The 19649-nt window shown below is 29.1% G+C and carries 14 protein-coding genes; all 14 read right to left on the bottom strand.

Going from position 1 to position 19649, the window contains the following annotated elements; translation table 11 throughout:
• Positions 1–18: 18 nt before the first annotated feature.
• Positions 19–978, bottom strand: coding sequence for a 6-phosphofructokinase (gene pfkA / locus ACYUEW_RS03370; protein WP_003483090.1), 960 nt, complete (start codon positions 976–978; stop codon positions 19–21).
• A 241-nt stretch (positions 979–1219) separates the two neighbouring features.
• Positions 1220–4777, bottom strand: a complete 3558-nt coding sequence (locus ACYUEW_RS03365; RefSeq protein WP_460276211.1) for a DNA polymerase III subunit alpha — start codon at positions 4775–4777, stop codon at positions 1220–1222.
• 166 nt (positions 4778–4943) lie between these two features.
• Complete coding sequence (gene whiA / locus ACYUEW_RS03360) at positions 4944–5891, bottom strand: DNA-binding protein WhiA (RefSeq protein WP_030037122.1); 948 nt, start codon at positions 5889–5891, stop codon at positions 4944–4946.
• A 6-nt stretch (positions 5892–5897) separates the two neighbouring features.
• Complete coding sequence (locus ACYUEW_RS03355) at positions 5898–7235, bottom strand: gluconeogenesis factor YvcK family protein (RefSeq protein WP_003483084.1); 1338 nt, start codon at positions 7233–7235, stop codon at positions 5898–5900.
• Positions 7232–8116, bottom strand: coding sequence for an RNase adapter RapZ (gene rapZ / locus ACYUEW_RS03350; RefSeq protein ID WP_030037126.1), 885 nt, complete (start codon positions 8114–8116; stop codon positions 7232–7234). Before rapZ ends, ACYUEW_RS03355 begins: the two co-directional genes overlap by 4 nt.
• A 119-nt stretch (positions 8117–8235) precedes the next feature.
• Positions 8236–9156, bottom strand: a complete 921-nt coding sequence (gene murB, locus ACYUEW_RS03345; protein WP_043032575.1) for a UDP-N-acetylmuramate dehydrogenase — start codon at positions 9154–9156, stop codon at positions 8236–8238.
• A gap of 68 nt (positions 9157–9224) precedes the next feature.
• Positions 9225–9956 (bottom strand): phosphatase, encoded by a 732-nt coding sequence (locus ACYUEW_RS03340; protein ID WP_043032576.1) that lies wholly within the window; start codon positions 9954–9956, stop codon positions 9225–9227.
• A 59-nt stretch (positions 9957–10015) separates the two neighbouring features.
• On the bottom strand, positions 10016–11872 hold the full coding sequence (uvrC, locus tag ACYUEW_RS03335) for an excinuclease ABC subunit UvrC (protein ID WP_045516737.1): 1857 nt from the start codon (positions 11870–11872) through the stop codon (positions 10016–10018).
• 13 nt (positions 11873–11885) lie between these two features.
• Complete coding sequence (locus ACYUEW_RS03330; protein WP_003483078.1) at positions 11886–12494, bottom strand: metal-dependent hydrolase; 609 nt, start codon at positions 12492–12494, stop codon at positions 11886–11888.
• Between the two features lie 186 nt (positions 12495–12680).
• Positions 12681–13577 carry an HD domain-containing protein gene (locus tag ACYUEW_RS03325; protein WP_003483077.1) on the bottom strand — a complete coding sequence of 299 codons (897 nt, stop codon included), beginning with the start codon at positions 13575–13577 and terminating at the stop codon, positions 12681–12683.
• Positions 13578–13604: 27 nt separating this feature from the next.
• The gene (locus tag ACYUEW_RS03320) at positions 13605–15032 is read right to left on the bottom strand and encodes a peptidoglycan D,D-transpeptidase FtsI family protein (RefSeq protein WP_003483076.1); all 1428 of its coding nucleotides are present in this window, start codon (positions 15030–15032) and stop codon (positions 13605–13607) included.
• 4 nt (positions 15033–15036) lie between these two features.
• Complete coding sequence (locus ACYUEW_RS03315; RefSeq protein ID WP_003483075.1) at positions 15037–16266, bottom strand: FtsW/RodA/SpoVE family cell cycle protein; 1230 nt, start codon at positions 16264–16266, stop codon at positions 15037–15039.
• 10 nt (positions 16267–16276) lie between these two features.
• Entirely contained in the window at positions 16277–16714 is a 438-nt protein-coding gene (locus ACYUEW_RS03310; protein ID WP_003483074.1) for an FHA domain-containing protein, read from the bottom strand.
• A gap of 98 nt (positions 16715–16812) precedes the next feature.
• Positions 16813–19635 carry an excinuclease ABC subunit UvrA gene (uvrA, locus tag ACYUEW_RS03305; protein ID WP_003483073.1) on the bottom strand — a complete coding sequence of 941 codons (2823 nt, stop codon included), beginning with the start codon at positions 19633–19635 and terminating at the stop codon, positions 16813–16815.
• Between the last annotated feature and the right edge of the window lie 14 nt (positions 19636–19649).

Genomic DNA, 19649 nt, shown 5'->3' with positions numbered 1-19649 from the left:
AAAATCTAAACTTTTACATTATTTGGATAAAGTAGTTGATATGTCATATAGTTCTTGGTCAAAACTTCTCTCTACTGCTAAAGCTTCATCTATATCCATATCAATTATTTTCCCATTTTTTATACCAACTACTCTTGAAGATTTACCACTAATCAATAATTCCACTGCTTTATAAGCCATTCTTGAAGCCAATATTCTATCCATACAAGTTGGACTTCCACCTCTTTGTATATGTCCTAATATTGTAGATCTTGTTTCTATTCCTGTAACTTCTTCTATATATTTTGCTAATTCATTAGCTCCTCCAACACCTTCTGCTAATAAAACTAAATTGTGCATTTTGCCTTTTAATTTTCCTTGTAATATTTGTTTGCATAGTTTATCTGCATTATACTCTTTTTCTGGTATTATAATACTTTCTGCTCCACCAGCTACTCCTGTATATAATGCTATATCTCCGCAATTTCTACCCATAACTTCTACTACACTTACTCTTTCATGAGAAGTAGATGTATCTCTAAGCTTATTTATAGCATCTAAAACTGTATTTATAGATGTATCAAAACCGATTGTATAATCTGTATATGCTAAATCATTATCTATAGTACCTGGTAGTCCAACAGTATTTATTCCCAGCTTAGATAATAATTGGGCTCCATGAAAAGAACCGTCTCCACCAATTACAACTAATCCGTCAATACCAAAAGCTCTTAATATTTTAGCAGCCTTTTCTCTTCCCTGCTCTGTTCTAAATTCTTCACAACGAGCAGTTCTTAATATAGTACCGCCCCTTTGTATTATATCAGATACGCTATGAGTATCCATTTCAAATATTTCTCCATTTATAAGCCCATTATATCCTCTTTGAATTCCCATTACTTTTAAACCTTTTTCTAAACCTGTTCTAACTACTGCTCTGATAGCAGCATTCATTCCTGGTGCATCTCCACCACTTGTTAATACAGCTATAGTTTTCATATGCTAAATACCTCCTACGACCGCTGGGACATTTGTGGTCCCACTTATATTATAAACCTAATGATATTCTGTTTTGTATATTTTTAATTATAACATACCTTATGCTTTTTTAATATATGTTTTTATTTAACTTTAATATATCTCAAAATAATTCTCTATTAAAAATTCATAAAAAAATATTAGAAGAAACACTTCTTCTAATATTTTTCATTTTATTTAAAAAATTATACACAATACTCAATTAAAGTATTTTTACATTATTTTCTCCAAACATATTTCTTAAATCATCCATCAATTCTATGCTTCCATTTACCCAAAGCTCTCTATCAATTCTAAACTTTTTTCTTTCTTTATTTGTACAAAAATATACAGGAATATTACCCTTATGTTGCAAAAATACACCTTTTGTTTCCTGTAGCTTTAATTTTATATCATTTTTTTCTTCTACTAATATATATAGTTTCTCAGAATTAATTTTTATAAGAGGTTCCATAACTTCACAAATTAGTTTTGGCTGTTCATCCTCCCTTAAACTTACTCTTCCTTTTAATAAAACTACTTCATCTTCATTTATTATACTTCTAGTCATATTAAAAATTTTAGGGAATACTATAACTTCTATACTGGAATATAAATCTTCTAATACTATAAATGCCATCATATCATTATTCCTAGTTAATTTTTTACTTACGTGTGTAATCATACCACCTACTATTACTTTATCTCCATCTTTTATACTATTTATAGCATCTACCATGTTTCCTTCTAAAGATTCCTTAGAAATAATATCTGATATATGATGACTTATTTGAACTTTTAATGTTTCTTCATATTCTTCCAATGGATGACCAGAAAAATATAATCCTGTCATTTCTTTTTCCATTTGAAGTATGTATTTTTTGTCAAATTCCTTTATATTAGGATATTTTATATCCATACTACTTTCTTTGTTATCCATAATATCCATGAATAAATTAACCTGGCCTTCTATATTGTTTCTTTTTTGCTTTTGTATACCATCCATTATTTTTTCAAAAACAGCTAGCATTTTAGAGCGATATATATTTAAACAATCAAAGGCTCCTGCTTTTATTAAGCTTTCTACTAACCTTTTGTTTATAATTGAAGTATCTACTTTATTAAAAAAATCACTTAAATCTGTAAATTTCCCCTTTTGTTCTCTAGATAAAACTATATTATCTATACCCTTTTCTCCTACATTTTTTACTGCAGTTAATCCAAATATTATTCTATTATCTTTTACTGTAAAATTACTATAGCTTTCATTTATATTGGGTGCTACTATTTCTATTCCTAAAATTTCTGCAAAATTAACATAAAAAGATACCTTATCACTATCACCCTTTACACTATTTAACATAGCTGCAATAAACTCTGTAGGATAATATCTAATTAAGTAGGCTGTCTGGAAACCTACTACAGCATAAGCTGCTGCGTGGGATTTGTTAAATGCATAGGAAGCAAAGTCCATCATAGAATCAAATAAATTATTAGCTACTTTTTCATCTATACCATTATTTATGCATCCTCTTACCCCTTCTTCTTTATTACCATATATGAAATTTTTTCTTTCTAGTTCCATTACATCATGTTTTTTCTTAGACATGGCACGTCTTACCAAGTCACTACGTCCCATAGAGTATCCTGCCAAATCCCTAACTATCTGCATAACCTGCTCTTGATAAACTATACAATTGTATGTAACAGACAATATAGGTTCTAGTTTCTCTGTTGCATATTCTATATTTAAAGGATTATTTTTATTAGCTATATATCTTGGTATTTCAGCCATAGGACCTGGTCTATATAAACTTATTCCTGCTATTATATCTTCTAGTGAATCTGGTTTTAACTCTTTCATAAAGGATGTCATTCCAGCAGACTCTAATTGAAATACCCCTACAGTCTTACCCTGTCCTATCATTTTGTAAACTTCTTTATCTTCAAAATCAATAGTATCTAAATCAATATCTATTCCTTTATTTTCTTTTATAATTCTTACTGCATCTCTCATAACAGTAAGAGTCCTAAGTCCAAGAAAATCCATCTTTAAAAGTCCTAGTTCTTCCAAAGTACCCATTGTAAATTGTGTTACTATACTTTCTTCATTTTTTTGAAGTGGTACATAATTTACTAAGGGTTGTGATGCTATAACTACCCCTGCAGCATGAGTAGATGTATGTCTTGGAAGCCCTTCTAAAGCCCTTGCCACATCTATTAGCTCTTTAACTCTTTCTTCGTCATCATAGGTCTCTTTTAATTCTGGATTTAACTCTAAAGCTTTATTTATAGTTATATTTAAAACAGTAGGTATCATTTTAGCTATTCTGTCTACTTCTGCATAAGGATAATTCATAGCTCTTCCTACATCTCTTATACAAGCTCTTGCAGCCATAGTTCCAAAAGTTATTATTTGTGATACATTGGCTTTCCCGTATTTCTCTACCACATAATCTATAACTTCTCCTCTTCTTTCATAACAAAAATCACTGTCTATATCAGGCATAGAGATACGATCTGGATTTAGAAATCTTTCAAATATTAGATTATATTTAATAGGATCAATTTTAGTTATTCCTAAGGTATAAGCTACTAAAGATCCTGCGGCAGACCCTCTTCCTGGCCCTGTCATTATACCTTTTTCATTGGCAAATCTTATAAAATCCCATACTATTAAAAAATAATCTACATATCCCATTTGTTTTATTATAGATAACTCATAATTTAATCTTTCTATTAAATCAAAAGCTTCTTTATTTTCAACCCCATAGGCTAAAACTTCATCTATACTAAAAGGTTTATTCATAAAATCCTTTAGTATATCATATCTTGAAAATAGCCCTTTAAAGCATATTTCTCTTAAGTACTCATAGGGATCTATCCCTTCTTCTAATGGAAACCTAGGTAATTTTGATTCATGAAAGTTATAATCAAAATTGCATTCTTCTGATATCTTAACTGTATTTTTTAAAGCCTCTGGTGCATAAGAAAAGGTTTCATACATTTCCTCTGGTGACTTTAAATAAAATTGATCAGAAGGATACCTCATTCTATTTTCTTCTTCTACAGTTTTACCTGTTTGTATGCATAACAATATATCATGGGATTTATAATCTTCTTTTCTTATATAATGGACATCATTTGTAGCTACTAAAGGTATATCTAACTCCTTAGACATTTGTACTAATGTTTCATTAACCTTTAATTGTTCTTCCATACCATGATATTGGAGTTCTAAATAAAAGCCTTCTTTAAAAATATCTTTATAGATTAATGCTGCTTTTTTAGATTTCTCTAAATTTCCCTTTAATATATTAGCTTGAACTTCTCCCCCTAAACATGCACTTAAGGCTATTAACCCTTCACTATGTTCTTTTAAAAATTCATGATCTACTCTAGGTTTATAATAGAAACCCTCTACAGATGCTTTTGATACTATTTCCATTAAGTTTTTATATCCTATTTCATTTTTTACAAGTAACACTAAATGATGTGTTTCATTTTCTTTATCTTGTTGTTTTATATACATAGATTTTGCAGCTACATATATTTCACAACCTATTATAGGCTTTATTCCTTGTTTTATTGCTTCTTTATAAAAATCTACACATCCATACATAACGCCATGATCTGTAATAGCAATACTTTTCATCCCAAATTCTTTTGCTCTCTTTATAAGATCTGATATTTTTGCTGAAGAATCCAACAATGAATATTCTGTATGTTGATGTAAACTTACCCACTCCGGCTTCTCTTCATCTAATCGATTTTCTTCCATAGTACCCCTCCTTCCTAAGGAAATACAAAACCAAGAACGAATTTTGCTCTTTGTTATTTTATTATAATCTTAAATTTTATATAACTCAAATAAAGAGGATATCTTTAAAATCAAATCTATTTGGAGATACCCTCTTTTATAAAAAATACTATATTATTTTTTTATTTTAAATTCCTTGTTTTAATTCATCTGCAATTTTCTCTATTCTTCTTAGCCTATGATTAACTCCTGATTTCCCTACTGGTGGATTTAGCATCTTTCCTAATTCCCTTAAGGACTCATCAGGATATTTAATTCTTAGTTCTGCTACGTCTCTTAAATTTTTAGGTAATCTTCCTAATCCTATTTCTCTTTCTATAAACTTTATACTTTCTACTTGTCGTACAGCAGCATTAACTGTCTTACTTAAATTAGCAGTCTCACAGTTTACTAGTCTATTAACATTATTTCTCATTTCTTTCATTATTCTAACATTTTCTAGTTCTAGTAATGAAGCATGAGCTCCTATTATATTTAATAAATCTACTATCTGTTCTCCTTCTTTTAAGTAGATTATATAACTATTTTTTCTTTTTATTACTTTAGAATTTAAATTATAGGAATTTATTAAATTGCTTAAGTCTTTGGCATAATCTTCATTATGAGTAACAAATTCTAAGTGATATGTTTTTTCCGGATTACTTATACTTCCTCCACCTAAAAAAGCACCTCTTATATAAGCTCTCCTGCACTCATCACATTCTATAATATTCTTAGGTATGTTGTAATCTAAACTAAATACATTTATGGTCTCTTTTATTATACCAACTTCTTTTAATAAGGATTTTACTCCTTCTTCTTCAGATATCAATATAATATATATATTATTCTTTTTTAAAGAATTGTTTTTCTTTATCATTATTTCTGTATGGATACCGAAATGTTCTTTTAAAATTTTAAAAACTAATCTCGCTATAGCTGCATTTTCGGTAGTTATTTTAAAATTAAATTGTTTATTAGTAAATAATAATGTACCACTTACCTTCATTATTGCTGATAATTCTGCTATGGCTTCTTGTTTATTTATTTCTATATGTTTACATACTTCATTTTTTACTTTCAATGAAAAAGACATAGTTCTCTACCTCTGCTTATTTTTATTTTCCTTTAATCTTTCTGACAAATAGAAGTACTCTATTATTTTCTTCTTATCATATAACAATTTCTTTTCCATTATAGTTTCTATCAATATGGAAGCAAGTTTTTCAGAATTGTGTCTTATCAATTCATTTTTAACTTTCAAGAAATTGCCTCCTATTACATCTACATTTAATTCTCTTATCTTTTCTTCATCAATTTTTACTAACTTAGATTTTTTTTTCTTATATTTTTCTTCTAACTCTTTATCTATTTGACCTACATTAACTATTACATAGTCCACCATTTTTCCATGACAATGTTTATTTATGGTTTTTATATGATCCGAAACAGTAAAATTATCTGTTTCTCCTGGTTGAGTCATTATATTTGATATATATATTTTAGGAGCTTTTGTCTTCTTTAAAGCCTCTTTTATATCCTTTATTAATAAATTAGGAATAACACTAGTATATAGGCTACCAGGGCCTAATATAATAGCATCTGCTTCCTTTATAGCTGTGACAGCCTCAGATAAAGCCTTAGCGTTTTCTGGTTCTATAAATACATTTTGTATTTTACTATTATGCTGTAGACTTTTCTCTGGTATATTAGATTCTCCCTCTACTATCATATTGTTTTCTAGCTTAGCTTTTAACACTATATTTTCTAAAGTTACTGGTACAACTTTTCCTGTAACAGCTAAAACAGAACTAACCTTTTGAACTGCTTCTTCAAAATTATTAGATATTCCATCCATAGCAGCTAAAAATAAATTACCAAAGCTTTGGTTTTTAAGTCTTCCGTCTGTAAACCTATATTGTAAAAGTTCCTCCATTAAAGGTTCTGTATCTGATAGAGATAATATACAATTTCTTATATCTCCTGGGGGTAACATGCCTAAATCTTCTCTTAATTCACCAGAACCCCCACCATCATCTGCAACTGTAACAATAGCTGTTATATTGGATGTATAATATTTAAGTCCTCTTAACATGGTAGATAAACCGGTTCCTCCACCTATAGCGACTATTTTAGGACCTTTAACTAATAGTCTCTTCTCATATATCAAATTTTCTAGTTTCTTAGAGTCTAAAGATATATTTAAATATCCTTTATTCACTAAGGCTATTATTGATTTCATTCCTTGAGTTACAGATATATATAGTACAAATACTCCAGAACCTATTAGAAATACATAAAAAGCTATATAATAATTGCTATAAAATCTGTTTCTAACAAATTCTAACATACCAAACACTATTAAAAGGATACCCATAATAGCTAACAATACCCATCGTTTAACTTTTATACCAGGCCTTAACCAGTCTATAAGCTTCATAGCTTTTTACCGCCTTTATGAATATCTTCATTTATGTCTCTATGATCTATATTTACTTTATGTCCCTTTAACTTTAATCCTTCATATATAGCGTTAGCAATAGCTACTGAACGATGTCTACCTCCAGTACAACCTATAGAAATTATTAATTGTCTTTTACCCTCTTTAAAATAATTTGGTATCAAAAAGTCTAACATATCCTCTAATCTATTTACAAACTTATTTGTCACATCAAAGCTCATTACATAATCACTTACTTTTTTATCTTTACCTGAATATTCTTTAAGTTCTTTTATATAGTAAGGATTAGGTAAAAATCTTACATCAAATACTAAATCAGAATCTAAAGGAATTCCATACTTAAATCCAAAAGATAATACAGTTATAATAAGTTGGTTTTCTATTTGATCCTGTTCTCCATATATTTCATTTATAGCTTCTCTAAGCTCTCTAGTTGCAAGTTCTGAAGTGTTTATTATATTATCTGCCCTATCTTTTACTTCACGCAATCTATTTCTTTCCATAGATATACCATTTAAAATTCTTCCATCCGGTGACAAGGGATGCTTTCTTCTAGATTCTTTAAATCTCTTTATAAGAACTTCATCGGAAGCATCTAAGAATAAAATCTCGTATTTATATCCCTCTTCTTTTAAATATTTTAAACTTTCAAATAGGTCATCGAAAAATTTCCCACCTCTTATATCTATAACTAAAGCTATTTTTTTAATCTTACCCTCTGTTTGATAACAAGCTTCTGCAAACTTAGGTATTAATGTTGGTGGTAAATTATCCACACAGAAGAATCCTAAATCTTCTAAACTTCTTATAGCCTGAGTTTTTCCTGCTCCTGATAGTCCTGTAACTATAACAAACCTCATCTTTTACCTCCCTTTAAAATTAAGGAATATTATTTTATGTTTTATTTAATTATATCATATACCTATTTAACAATAAACTAGGGAAGCCATTTGTTAAGACTTCCCTTATTGCTCATATTTTAATTGTTTTCCTCTCCAATTATTCTAACTTCTGTATGAAGATCTACTTCAAATTTTTCTTTAACCTTATTTTGTACAAATTCTATAAGATTTAATATGTCCCCTGCAGTAGCGCCTCCCTTATTTATTATAAAACCAGAATGTTTTTCTGAAACCTGAGCTCCCCCTATAGATTTACCTTTTAAACCTGTATCTTCTATAAGTTTTGCTGCAAAATGTCCTTCCGGTCTTTTAAAAGTACTACCTGCTGATGGATATTCTAAAGGTTGTTTTTCTGTTCTTCTTCTATTTAAATCCATTATTCTATTTTTTATAGTATCATATTCACTATTATGTAATCTGAAAGTTACTTCTAAAACAATATAGTGATACTTTTGAATAGCACTCATTCTATATCCTAAATCTAACTGTTCTTTGTCTAGTAAAAATACATTTCCATCTTTATCTATAACCTTAGCACTTTCTATAACTTGAGATATTTCTCCATTATAAGCACCAGCATTCATCGTAACTGCTCCGCCTACGCTACCTGGTATACCACAAGCAAACTCCAGTCCACCTAAATTACTTTTTAAGGCTTCATTACAAATATTAGTTAAAGGAGCTCCACTTTGAGCCATTACTCTATCTCCTTCTACTTTTATATCGCCTAATTTTGAAAACTTAATAACTACACCTCTTAATCCACCATCTCTTACCAATAAATTTGAACCATTCCCTATTATATAATAAGGTATACTACTATTTTTACATAAAGCAATACTATCCTTTACTTGTTCTAAAGTTGTAGGTGTAATTAATAAATCTGCTGGTCCCCCAACTTTAAATGAAGTATGATTTTTCATGGGTTCATCTATTAAAACATTATTATTTCCAACTATATCTTGAAATTGCATGATAAAATTTTTATATTGGTTCATAACACATTCTCCTTGATTTTTTTATTACTAAATTAAATACCCTTATTAGTATAATGTATGCTTAGCCCTTAATCAAGATTTAAATCCTTTAACTTTCCTTTATTCTTTAAATATTTTAATATTTTATTCTCTTCATTATTTATAATAAGATCCTCTGGCATACCTACCTCTTTAAGCATATTATCAGCTTTAGGGAATCTTCCTATTTGAAAAGAAACATGTGAATCACTACCTACTATAATATTTACTTTATGCTTTTTACATAAATTTGCCACCTTTTTGCATGTTTCTTCACTGCCCTTTCTAGAACCAAAAGAGCCGTTATTTATTTCTATTAATACATTTTTTTCTTTAGCCTTCTTTACTACTACTTCTTCATTTATTGGAAAGGAAGGATTTCCAATATGCCCTAATATATCTACATAAGGATTTTCCATAACATTAATTAATGCCTCTGTATTTTCTTCTCTGCTACCAGGTCTTACACAAACATCATGTAAACTAGCTATGATTACATCTAATTTTTTTTGAGTAAAATCAGGAATATCTAGCATCCCTTTAAAATCTATAATATTAGCTTCGCAACCATGTAATAAAGTTACTCCCTTTAGTTTTCTAGGCATAACTCTAAAATTATTAAAATAAAATAAATTAGGTCCCCCTGGCATACTTGGCCCGTGATCCGTAGTTCCTAAAACTTTTAACCCTATATTAGAAGCCTCTTGTACATTTTCTAAAAATGTAGTGTATGCATGACCACTTACTATTGTATGTGTATGTGTATCTACTAAATATTTCATTTTAACCCTTCTCTCAATAATTTTATACTTTTTGCTTAAGCACCATTTCTTATAAATTTCTATTCAAAAAATTTAAGTACACTTTCAGCTGACTTTTTATCCATAGATGGTATGCTCAAAAGTTCTTCATAGGTGGCTTTTTTTATGTTATCTATGCTTTTAAAATTAAAAAGTAAATCTTTTTTTCTTTTTTCTCCTATATTAGGGATATCATCTAACAAAGAATGAAAACTATTTTTTCCTCTTAAACTCCTATGATAACTTATGGCAAATCTATGAACTTCATCTTGCACTCTAGTGATAAACTTCATAACACTTCCATATTTATTTATAATTATTTCCTCTCCATTATAAATTAAACCTCTAGTTCTATGTTTATTATCCTTAACCATACCACAAACAGGTATATTTATATTAAAGCTATTTAAAACCTCTAGTGCAATATTTACTTGTCCTTTACCACCATCCATTAATATTAAATCTGGAAAAACAGAAAACTTTCCTGAACTAAAATTTAACTTTCTATCCTGTATAGCCTTTATCTCACTTAATCCATGCTGAAATCTTCTAGTCAGTATTTCTTTCATACTTTTGTAATCATCAGCACCCTTTACTGTATTTATCTTAAATCTTCTATAATCACTAGGTTTTGCTCTGCCTTTTTCAAAAACTACCATGCTTCCCACAGAATCAAATCCTTGTATATTAGATATATCAAAAGCTTCTATTCTTATAGGTTCTTCTTTTAGGTTTAATATATTTTTTAAATCCTTTAAAACATTATCATATAAAGCTTTCTCTTGTAAATATTTCAATTTAAAATTTTCTAATGTGGTTCTAGCATTTTTTTGAACTAAATCTAATATATTCTTTTTTTCTCCTTTTATTGGTACTTTAATTGTAGATTTATTTTCCTTTTTTAATGTCAGCCATTGTTCTAATAATTCTCTATCTTCTACATCAGGAACATATATAATCTTAGGAATATAAGCAGTACCACCATAAAATTCTTTTAAGAAATTAGAAATCAAAGTAGAAGAATTAGTATCAAAAGTATCTTCTATAATAAAATGTTCTCTTCCTACTATTTTGCCGTTTCTTAAAAAGAATACTTGAAAACATGTATCCTTTTCATCACTATATAATGATATGTAATCTTCATTATCAAAATTATTCAAAATTATTTTTTGTTTTTCCCCTATTTTTTCTATGACATTTATTTTATCTCTTAACATTGCTGCTTTTTCAAATTCTAAATTTTCCGCTGCTTTTTCCATGTTTATTTTAAAATTTTCTACTATATCTAGCTGTTTTCCTGATAATAATTTTATAACATCATCTATAATTTCTCTATAGTCACTTTTATTTATGTACTGAGCACATGGAGCTTTGCATAGCCCTATTTGATAATTTAAGCAGGGCCTTATAGGTTTAGCACCCTCTACTATATTTTTTTTGCAAGTTCTTATTGGAAACGTCTTTTTTATTAATTCTATAATATCCTTAACAGAATTCCCATCTACATAGGGACCAAAATACTTACTTCCGTCCTTTGTAACCTTCCTTGTAGAAATTACTCTAGGAAAATCCTCGGATAATGTAACCTTTATAAAAGGATAATGTTTATCATCCTTTAAAAGTATATTATATTTTGGTCTATATTTTTTTATTAAATTACATTCTAATATTAAAGCTTCCATTTCTGAGTCTGTAATTATATACTCAAATTCTTCTATATTTTTCACCATAGCCTTAACTTTTTCAGAATGTTTTTGTGATTTTTGAAAATATTGCCTTACTCTATTTTTTAATACTTTTGCTTTTCCTACATAAATAATTTCCCCTAAATTATTTTTCATTAGATATACTCCAGGTTTATCTGGCAGATTTTTTAATTGATATTCTAAATCAAACACTTAATCACTCCTATTATTTGGGAAAAATTATTGGTAACTTATATATTGTTAATATTAAAACTGAAGTAGTTAATATAGCCTCTATTAATGTTGCTATTTTAGAATTACTTTTATAGGTTAAAGGAAATTTAAATTTTTTTTTGCTAAAGGGATACAAAAGTGGAACCCCTCTATTAGTGGCCATATCACATAAAATATGGCTACCATAACCAATAAAGAGATAATATACCATATAATGTATATTATACATATTTCCTAAATAGCCTGCTATAAATGCAAATATAATCATACCAAATAGACTGTGGGTAAGACCATTCCTATGAGAAGATATAGCTATTACTATTAGCATTATAGCTAAAGCCTTTAGGGCTGGTTCTCTTGTATAAAGATAGTCATACCAAAATACCAAGACACCACTACAACTATAGAAAGCTATTTTTGAAGCTTTATTTTTAAAAAGTAGTATATATTTATTGAATATACTCTTTGGGTGATCTATATCTGGAAGTAAAGAGGATATAAAAACTACAAGCAAACCTAAATAACTAAAGTTTCCTGGCAATCTACTATATATAGATAAAAACACCGCTATCCCTACTCCCGCATGTGTTTTACCTTTCATAAAATTCTCCTCTATTTAAATATTTTTAATTTTTTTATTTAATTCTTTTCTTTATTTCTTATATTATATCATTAAATTGCACTTTTTTGCCCTTTATTTGCAATTTTCGAGTAAATTTAATGGTTTTAAGAAAAAATTTTAAAATTAAATAAACCTTGTGAATTACACAAGATTTATTTAATAAAATTATATTTTGTTTTCTATGGCATTGACTATTTGACTATCAATTATATCTGCCGCATTTAACAATACATCCTCTATTGTTTTAGGCTGAAAGTTACCAAATTCTCCATGATGAGATAATATAGAATAACAAATGTCATCTAACTCCTCCTCATCTAAAACTTTTCCAACTTCACTATTTATTTCATTTATATAGGAAGCTCCCATAACTAAATGGTCCATTTTTATGGACTTTCTTCTTATTATACCTTCATAATCATATTCTTTAATTTTCATTATGTCATGAACAATGGCTTTAAGCATTAATCTATCTTTATTTATAGAATCCTTTGCGCTCATATAAAATGGATTTGTTATATAGTCAGATATTATATTTTCTATGGTTTTCATAACTCCTACTGTATGAAGAAATAATCCACCTCTTTTGTTACCATGAAATTTTTCTGCGGCCACACAGGTTATAAATTCATTCCATCTTTTCTCATCATATCCCATAGCTCCAGTAGCTGCTATAGCTATTTTTTTATATTTATCTTCTAAACTATTTATAGTTTCATTAAAATAATTTATTAAATTTTTAGGTATATTATATTCTGGTACAAAATCAGAATAATTTATATTTCCCTTAAATCCATTTATAACTGGATTTCTTATCTGCATGTTACCATTAAATGTAGCAGCTACTCCCTTTACGGATACAATAGAATTTATCTCTAATAAATTATTTAAATGTTCATATTTATCCCATACTGGAAAAGCTATTGTTCCTGTATTATCTTGTAATATAAGCAGTAGATATGGACTACCATCTTTTTTATAATTTGTCCTTTTATCATTAACTAAGGCATTAAATTCTACTACTTGACCACTGTTTTCACTAATTATATCTGCAATTTTCATATGACTTTATCCTTCACCCCTATTTTATTATTTACTTAAAGCTGCGCTCATTACTTGTGAGGCTATACTAGCTGCAGCTATACCACCTTGGCCTCCGTTTTCTACAATTACTGCTATAGCTACTTCAGGATTATCATAAGGTGCAAAACCTACAAACCAGGAATGGGCTGCCTTGCCTTTACTGGATTCATTATGATCCGCTGTTCCAGTCTTTCCAGCAACTTGAATGCCTTCTATACTAGCATTTCTACCACTACCCTCATTTACAACGCCTCTCATAAAGTCTTTAACTATTCTAGCATTGTTTTTACTTACTATTTCTCCATTAGATTCTGGTGGAATTGTTCTTATTAACTCGCCTTTACTATTTAAAACTTCTCTTACTAAATAAGGCTTCATCATAACTCCATCATTAGCAACTGTAGCTCCAATTAAAGCCATCTCCATAGGAGTTACTAATACAGAGCTTTGACCTATTCCACTTTGAGCTATACTTCCCTTTTCATAGCTCTTTAAAGATGGGAACTTACTACTTTCTATGGCTATACCATCTGTAGGAACTTCTTTATTAAAATAAAATTTTTCTGAAGTCCCCTTTAGTCTTGAATTACCTAGCTCTAACGCCAAACTACCAAACACTACATTACTTGAATGAACAAATGCACCTTTTAAATCAAGGCCTCCATAGGCTGCCCCACCATAATTACCTAAGGTATATCCTCCCCCTAAATCCAAACTACCATTATCTTGAAATGTTCTATTCATTACACCGGACATATTCTCTAAGGCACTTAAAGCAGTTACTATTTTAAAAGTAGATCCTGGGGGGTACAATCCTGCTGTAGCCCTATTTATTAGAGGAATATTCTTATCCTTATTTATACTTCCCCATATTTCATCTAATTTATTAGGATCATAGGATGGCTTAGATACCATTCCTAATACTTCTCCTGTTTTTGGATTTAATACAACTACTGATCCTTTATTGTCCCCTAAGGCATCATAAGCAGCCTTTTGAACTTTATAGTCTAATGTTGTTTTTAAATTATGTCCTACCTTTTGTTCCAACTTACCTTTATTTTTAAAGAAAGTTGTCAAATCATCCTTTATATCTGTTGACATTAGTTCCTTGTCATACTTTTTTTCTAACCCTGTTAGTCCATATTTTACATTAACATATCCTAACACATGGGCAAACATAGAATTACCAGTATATTCTCTTTTTTGCAATTCACTGTTTACTCTCTCACTCTTAGTTAGTGCTTTCATATTTCTATCATATATAGTTCCTCTTAATACTTCATTTCTTTTTACCCATAATCTCCTATTATAAGTACTATCTACTATTTTAGGCCCAACTACTATTTCAAAATAGGTTATATAGGTTATAAGTCCCATAAAGCATATTAAAAAAACTAATAAAACTTTTTTTATATTATTTGAAATATCCTTCATAATTTTATCTACCCTCTTCTGATATCTTTTGCAATATACCTAAACAAATATAAATACTCATCATGGAACTTCCTCCACGACTTACTAGAGGCAATGTTATACCAGTAAGAGGAATCATGTTTATAACTCCACCTACTATTACTAATACTTGAGAAGCTATCATAGCACTATACCCTACTGCTAAAAGTCTTGAAAAATTATTTTCTGCATGTACTGCTGCTCTCATACCTCTATAAAATAAAAGAAAATAAAATATTATTATGGCAAATCCCATTAATATTCCTAATTCTTCACATATAACTGCATATATGAAATCTGTAGTATTTACTGGCACATATTCTGGATGTCCAAGTCCTAATCCAGTTCCACTTAATCCTCCAGATGCTATAGAAAGCATAGATTGAACTATCTGATAACTTTTCCCACTAGCATAAGGCCATGGATTTTTCCATATAAGCACCCTTGTCTGAACATGATCAAACAATTTATAAGATATAACTGATCCTGCGCCAAACAATCCTAAACAAGTTAATACATATTTTAATTTAGAAGTAGCTATGTATAACATAGTTATAGATATACCAAAAAATATTAAAGCGGAACCCAAGTCTCTTTGCAATACCATAAATCCTAAACACATCATAACTACTACAGCTGGTTCTATTAACTTTATAAATTTACCATCATAATCTTTTAATGAAGCAGCTAAATAAGCTACTAAAAATATTTTTCCAAACTCTGATGGCTGAAAAGCAATACCACCTATATTTACCCAGTTCTTTGCTCCATATGTTTCTTTTCCAAATAAAGTTCCAAGACCCATAAATAAAATAGTAATTATTAAAAATAAATACTTGTATTTATCAAACCTTTTTAGATCTGGCAGTAAAACTACCATTAATATAAAAACTGTAACCCCAATAGCAAACCATATTATCTGCTTTATGGAAGTACTTACATCTATTCTGTAAAGCATAACTATGCCTATAACTGATAGTATACTAGAAAAAATAAACATATATTTATCTCCATCGGAGAAAAATTTTCTTATTATAAAATAGGAATATCCTATTAATAAACAAGTAACTGCAGCTATTATCATAGCTCCTTTATCAAAAGGTTGTTTTAATATAGCTAAATTGAAAAAGCATACTATACATAAAAAATAAGTATATCTTAAAAGTCTTTTTTCACCCTTTATAGAATCCATCCTTCTCACCATCCCACATTTCATGGATTTTATCTTATCCTATTACTTTAAAAACTGTACCACCTATTTTTATTAGATCTCCTGGTGATAAATGATTTTTCCCTGTAATGTTTTTATCATTTAATAAAGTTCCATTTGTACTATTTAAATCTTCTATTATATGTTGAGTATTTTTACTATAAATTTTTGCATGATGTCCTGAAACGTAAGGATCATCTAATATTAATACATTATCTGGTTTTCTTCCTATGGTTATATCTCCTCTAATAGGTATGACGGCACCTTTTCTTAATTCAGATTTATTTATAGCATGTATTATTTCTAAACCAAAGGTTCTTCTACCAGTAGGTCTTCTTTTTTTATTTCCGCCTTTCATATCTTTATACATTATTTTCAAAGCCCAAAATATTATAATATATACTACACCTATTATAACTATTTTGAAAATCAGACTTAATTTACTTAAATCCATACTCTCACCTTCTTTACCTTCCCTGTTGGTATATTATGCTAAAATATTTGTATTTAAAGGACTAGCACCTATATGTTTATATGCTAGTCCCAAATAAATTATAACATCTTTTTTAAATATTGTCCTGTATATGAGTTACTAGCTCTTGAAATTTTTTCTGGGGTTCCCTCTGCTATTATAGTTCCTCCCTTTTCTCCACCTTCTGGCCCTAGATCTATTAAATAATCCGCATTTTTTATAACATCTAGATTATGCTCTATAACCACTACGGTATTACCTGAATTTGTTAATCTTTGTAATATACTTATTAACTTATTTACATCTTCCATATGAAGTCCAGTAGTAGGCTCATCTAATATATAGAGAGTTTTTCCTGTACTTCTTTTAGATAACTCATAAGCTAATTTTATTCGTTGAGCTTCGCCCCCTGAAAGTTGTGTAGAGGATTGGCCTAGTCTTATATAACTTAAGCCTACATCCATAAGAGTTTGAAGCTTATTTTTTATACGTGGAATATTTTCAAAAAAGTTTAAAGCCTCTTCTACAGTCATATTTAATACATCTGATATATTCTTACCCTTATATTTTACTTCTAAAGTTTCTCTATTATATCTTTTACCCTTACAAATTTCACAGGGAACATATACATCAGATAAAAATTGCATTTCAATTTTTATAATTCCATCTCCGCTACAAGCCTCACATCTTCCACCTTTAACATTAAAACTAAACCTTCCTGGTTTATATCCTCGCATTTTAGCTTCCTTAGTATTTGAAAAGACTTCTCTTATAATATCAAATACTCCTGTATAGGTGGCAGGATTGGATCTTGGAGTTCTACCTATAGGGCTCTGATCTATATTTATAACCTTATCTACATTTTCTATACCAGTAATTTCCTTATGTTTCCCTGGATTATCCTTTGAATTATTTAACTTTTTATGAATACCTTTATATAATATTCCATTAACTAGAGTACTTTTACCTGAACCAGAAACCCCTGTTACACAAGTAAATAATCCTATAGGGAATTTAGCACTTACGTTTTTCAAATTATTTTCTTTAGCTCCCTTTATGGATATATATTTACCTTCACCCTTTCGTCTTTCTTCAGGTACTGATATTGTTCTAACTCCCTTTATATATTGTCCTGTTATAGACTTTTCAGTATTCATTATATCCTCTAAAGTTCCCGCTGCCACTACTTCTCCGCCATGTTCACCGGCACCTGGGCCTATATCAACAATATAGTCTGCTTCTCTTATGGTATCTTCGTCATGTTCTACAACTACTAAAGTATTCCCTAAATCCCTTAAATTTTTTAATGTTTTTATAAGTCTATCATTATCTCTTTGGTGAAGTCCTATACTAGGTTCATCTAATATATATAAAACTCCCACTAAACTAGATCCTATTTGTGTAGCCAATCTTATTCTTTGAGATTCTCCTCCTGATAAAGTTGATGCATTTCTAGATAATGTAAGATAATCTAAACCTACATCTATTAAAAATTTTAATCTACTACGAATCTCTTTTAGTATTTGATTACTTATTATTTCATCTTTTTTAGATAGCTCTAAAGATTCTATAAAATCTAGTTCTTTTTTTATAGACATACTGCAAAACTCAAATATATTTTTATGTGCCACTGTAACGGATAGTGCTTCATCATGAAGTCTTGCCCCCTTACATTTTGGACAAGGATTGTCACTCATATATCTTTCAATATCTCTTTTTATATAATCAGAATTAGTTTCTATGTATCTTCTTCTAAGATTATTTATAACACCTTCATAAGCATGATTTAATTCCATAGTTCTATTTTCTTTTTTATAATTTACCTTTATTCTTTCTCCATCTAGTCCATATAAAATAATCTTTACTATTTTAGGATCCAATTTTTCTATAGGAGTATTTAAATCAAATTTATACTCCTTTGACAAAGCTTTTAATATACTAAAAGTCCATGAATCTTCTTTTAAACTACCACTACCTAAGGGAACTATTGCTCCTTCTACTATACTCTTACTTTTATTTGGTACAACTAAGTCCTCATCTATTTCCATTAGAGTACCTAATCCATCACATTTATCACATTTTCCATAAGGAGAATTAAAAGAAAACATTCTAGGAGCTATTTCTCCTATACTTATATTGCAATCTACACAAGCAAATTTTTCACTAAAAAGTATATCTTCTTCTCCCACAACATTTATTATTACTATTCCTTCTGATAACTTTAATGCAGTTTCCATAGAATCTGCAAGTCTACTTTCTATGCCTTCTTTAACTACTAATCTATCTACTACAGCCTCTATTGTATGTTTTTTATTTTTTTCTAACTTTATTTCTTCCTCTTCTAGATCTACTATATTTCCATCTATTCTAGCTCTTACATATCCTGATTTTATTATGTTTTCTATGGTCTTAATGTGCTCACCTTTTCTTCCACTTATGATGGGAGATAATACTTGTATTTTAGTTCTTTCCGCCATAGTCATTATTTTATCTACCATTTGATCTACTGTTTGCTGAGTTATTTCTTTTCCACATTTAGGGCAATGAGGTTTGCCGATTTTTGCGTATAATAATCTTAAATAATCATATATTTCTGTCACAGTTCCAACGGTTGAACGTGGATTTCTATTAGTGGTTTTTTGATCAATAGATATAGCCGGTGATAACCCTTCTATATAATCTACTTCTGGTTTATCCATTTGTCCTAAAAACTGTCTGGCATAGGCAGATAAAGATTCTACATATCTTCTCTGTCCCTCTGCATATAAAGTGTCAAAAGCTAATGAGGATTTACCAGAACCAGATAGGCCTGTAAACACTATATATTTATCTCTTGGCAACTGAAGATCTATATTTTTTAAATTATTAACCTTAGCACCTTTAATAATAATTTTATCCTTCATTATTTGTTATTACA

This window comes from Clostridium sp. CTA-1, from assembly GCF_054768215.1.
Note: the sequence above shows the minus strand (reverse complement) of the source record. Positions and strands in the feature narration are given on the sequence as shown.

What these genes read in the sequence shown, in the direction of transcription:
- ACYUEW_RS03355 (WP_003483084.1), bottom strand. Translation starts at nt 7,235, where the DNA reads ATGAAGCTTATAGACTGGTTAAGGCCTGGTATAAAAGTTAAACGATGG.
- murB (WP_043032575.1), bottom strand. Translation starts at nt 9,156, where the DNA reads ATGAACCAATATAAAAATTTTATCATGCAATTTCAAGATATAGTTGGA.
- ACYUEW_RS03310 (WP_003483074.1), bottom strand. Translation starts at nt 16,714, where the DNA reads ATGGATTTAAGTAAATTAAGTCTGATTTTCAAAATAGTTATAATAGGT.
- ACYUEW_RS03330 (WP_003483078.1), bottom strand. Translation starts at nt 12,494, where the DNA reads ATGAAAGGTAAAACACATGCGGGAGTAGGGATAGCGGTGTTTTTATCT.
- pfkA (WP_003483090.1), bottom strand. Translation starts at nt 978, where the DNA reads ATGAAAACTATAGCTGTATTAACAAGTGGTGGAGATGCACCAGGAATG.
- uvrA (WP_003483073.1), bottom strand. Translation starts at nt 19,635, where the DNA reads ATGAAGGATAAAATTATTATTAAAGGTGCTAAGGTTAATAATTTAAAA.
- ACYUEW_RS03365 (WP_460276211.1), bottom strand. Translation starts at nt 4,777, where the DNA reads ATGGAAGAAAATCGATTAGATGAAGAGAAGCCGGAGTGGGTAAGTTTA.
- ACYUEW_RS03320 (WP_003483076.1), bottom strand. Translation starts at nt 15,032, where the DNA reads ATGAAGGATATTTCAAATAATATAAAAAAAGTTTTATTAGTTTTTTTA.
- whiA (WP_030037122.1), bottom strand. Translation starts at nt 5,891, where the DNA reads ATGTCTTTTTCATTGAAAGTAAAAAATGAAGTATGTAAACATATAGAA.
- ACYUEW_RS03315 (WP_003483075.1), bottom strand. Translation starts at nt 16,266, where the DNA reads ATGAAATGTGGGATGGTGAGAAGGATGGATTCTATAAAGGGTGAAAAA.
- ACYUEW_RS03340 (WP_043032576.1), bottom strand. Translation starts at nt 9,956, where the DNA reads ATGAAATATTTAGTAGATACACATACACATACAATAGTAAGTGGTCAT.
- rapZ (WP_030037126.1), bottom strand. Translation starts at nt 8,116, where the DNA reads ATGAGGTTTGTTATAGTTACAGGACTATCAGGAGCAGGAAAAACTCAG.
- ACYUEW_RS03325 (WP_003483077.1), bottom strand. Translation starts at nt 13,577, where the DNA reads ATGAAAATTGCAGATATAATTAGTGAAAACAGTGGTCAAGTAGTAGAA.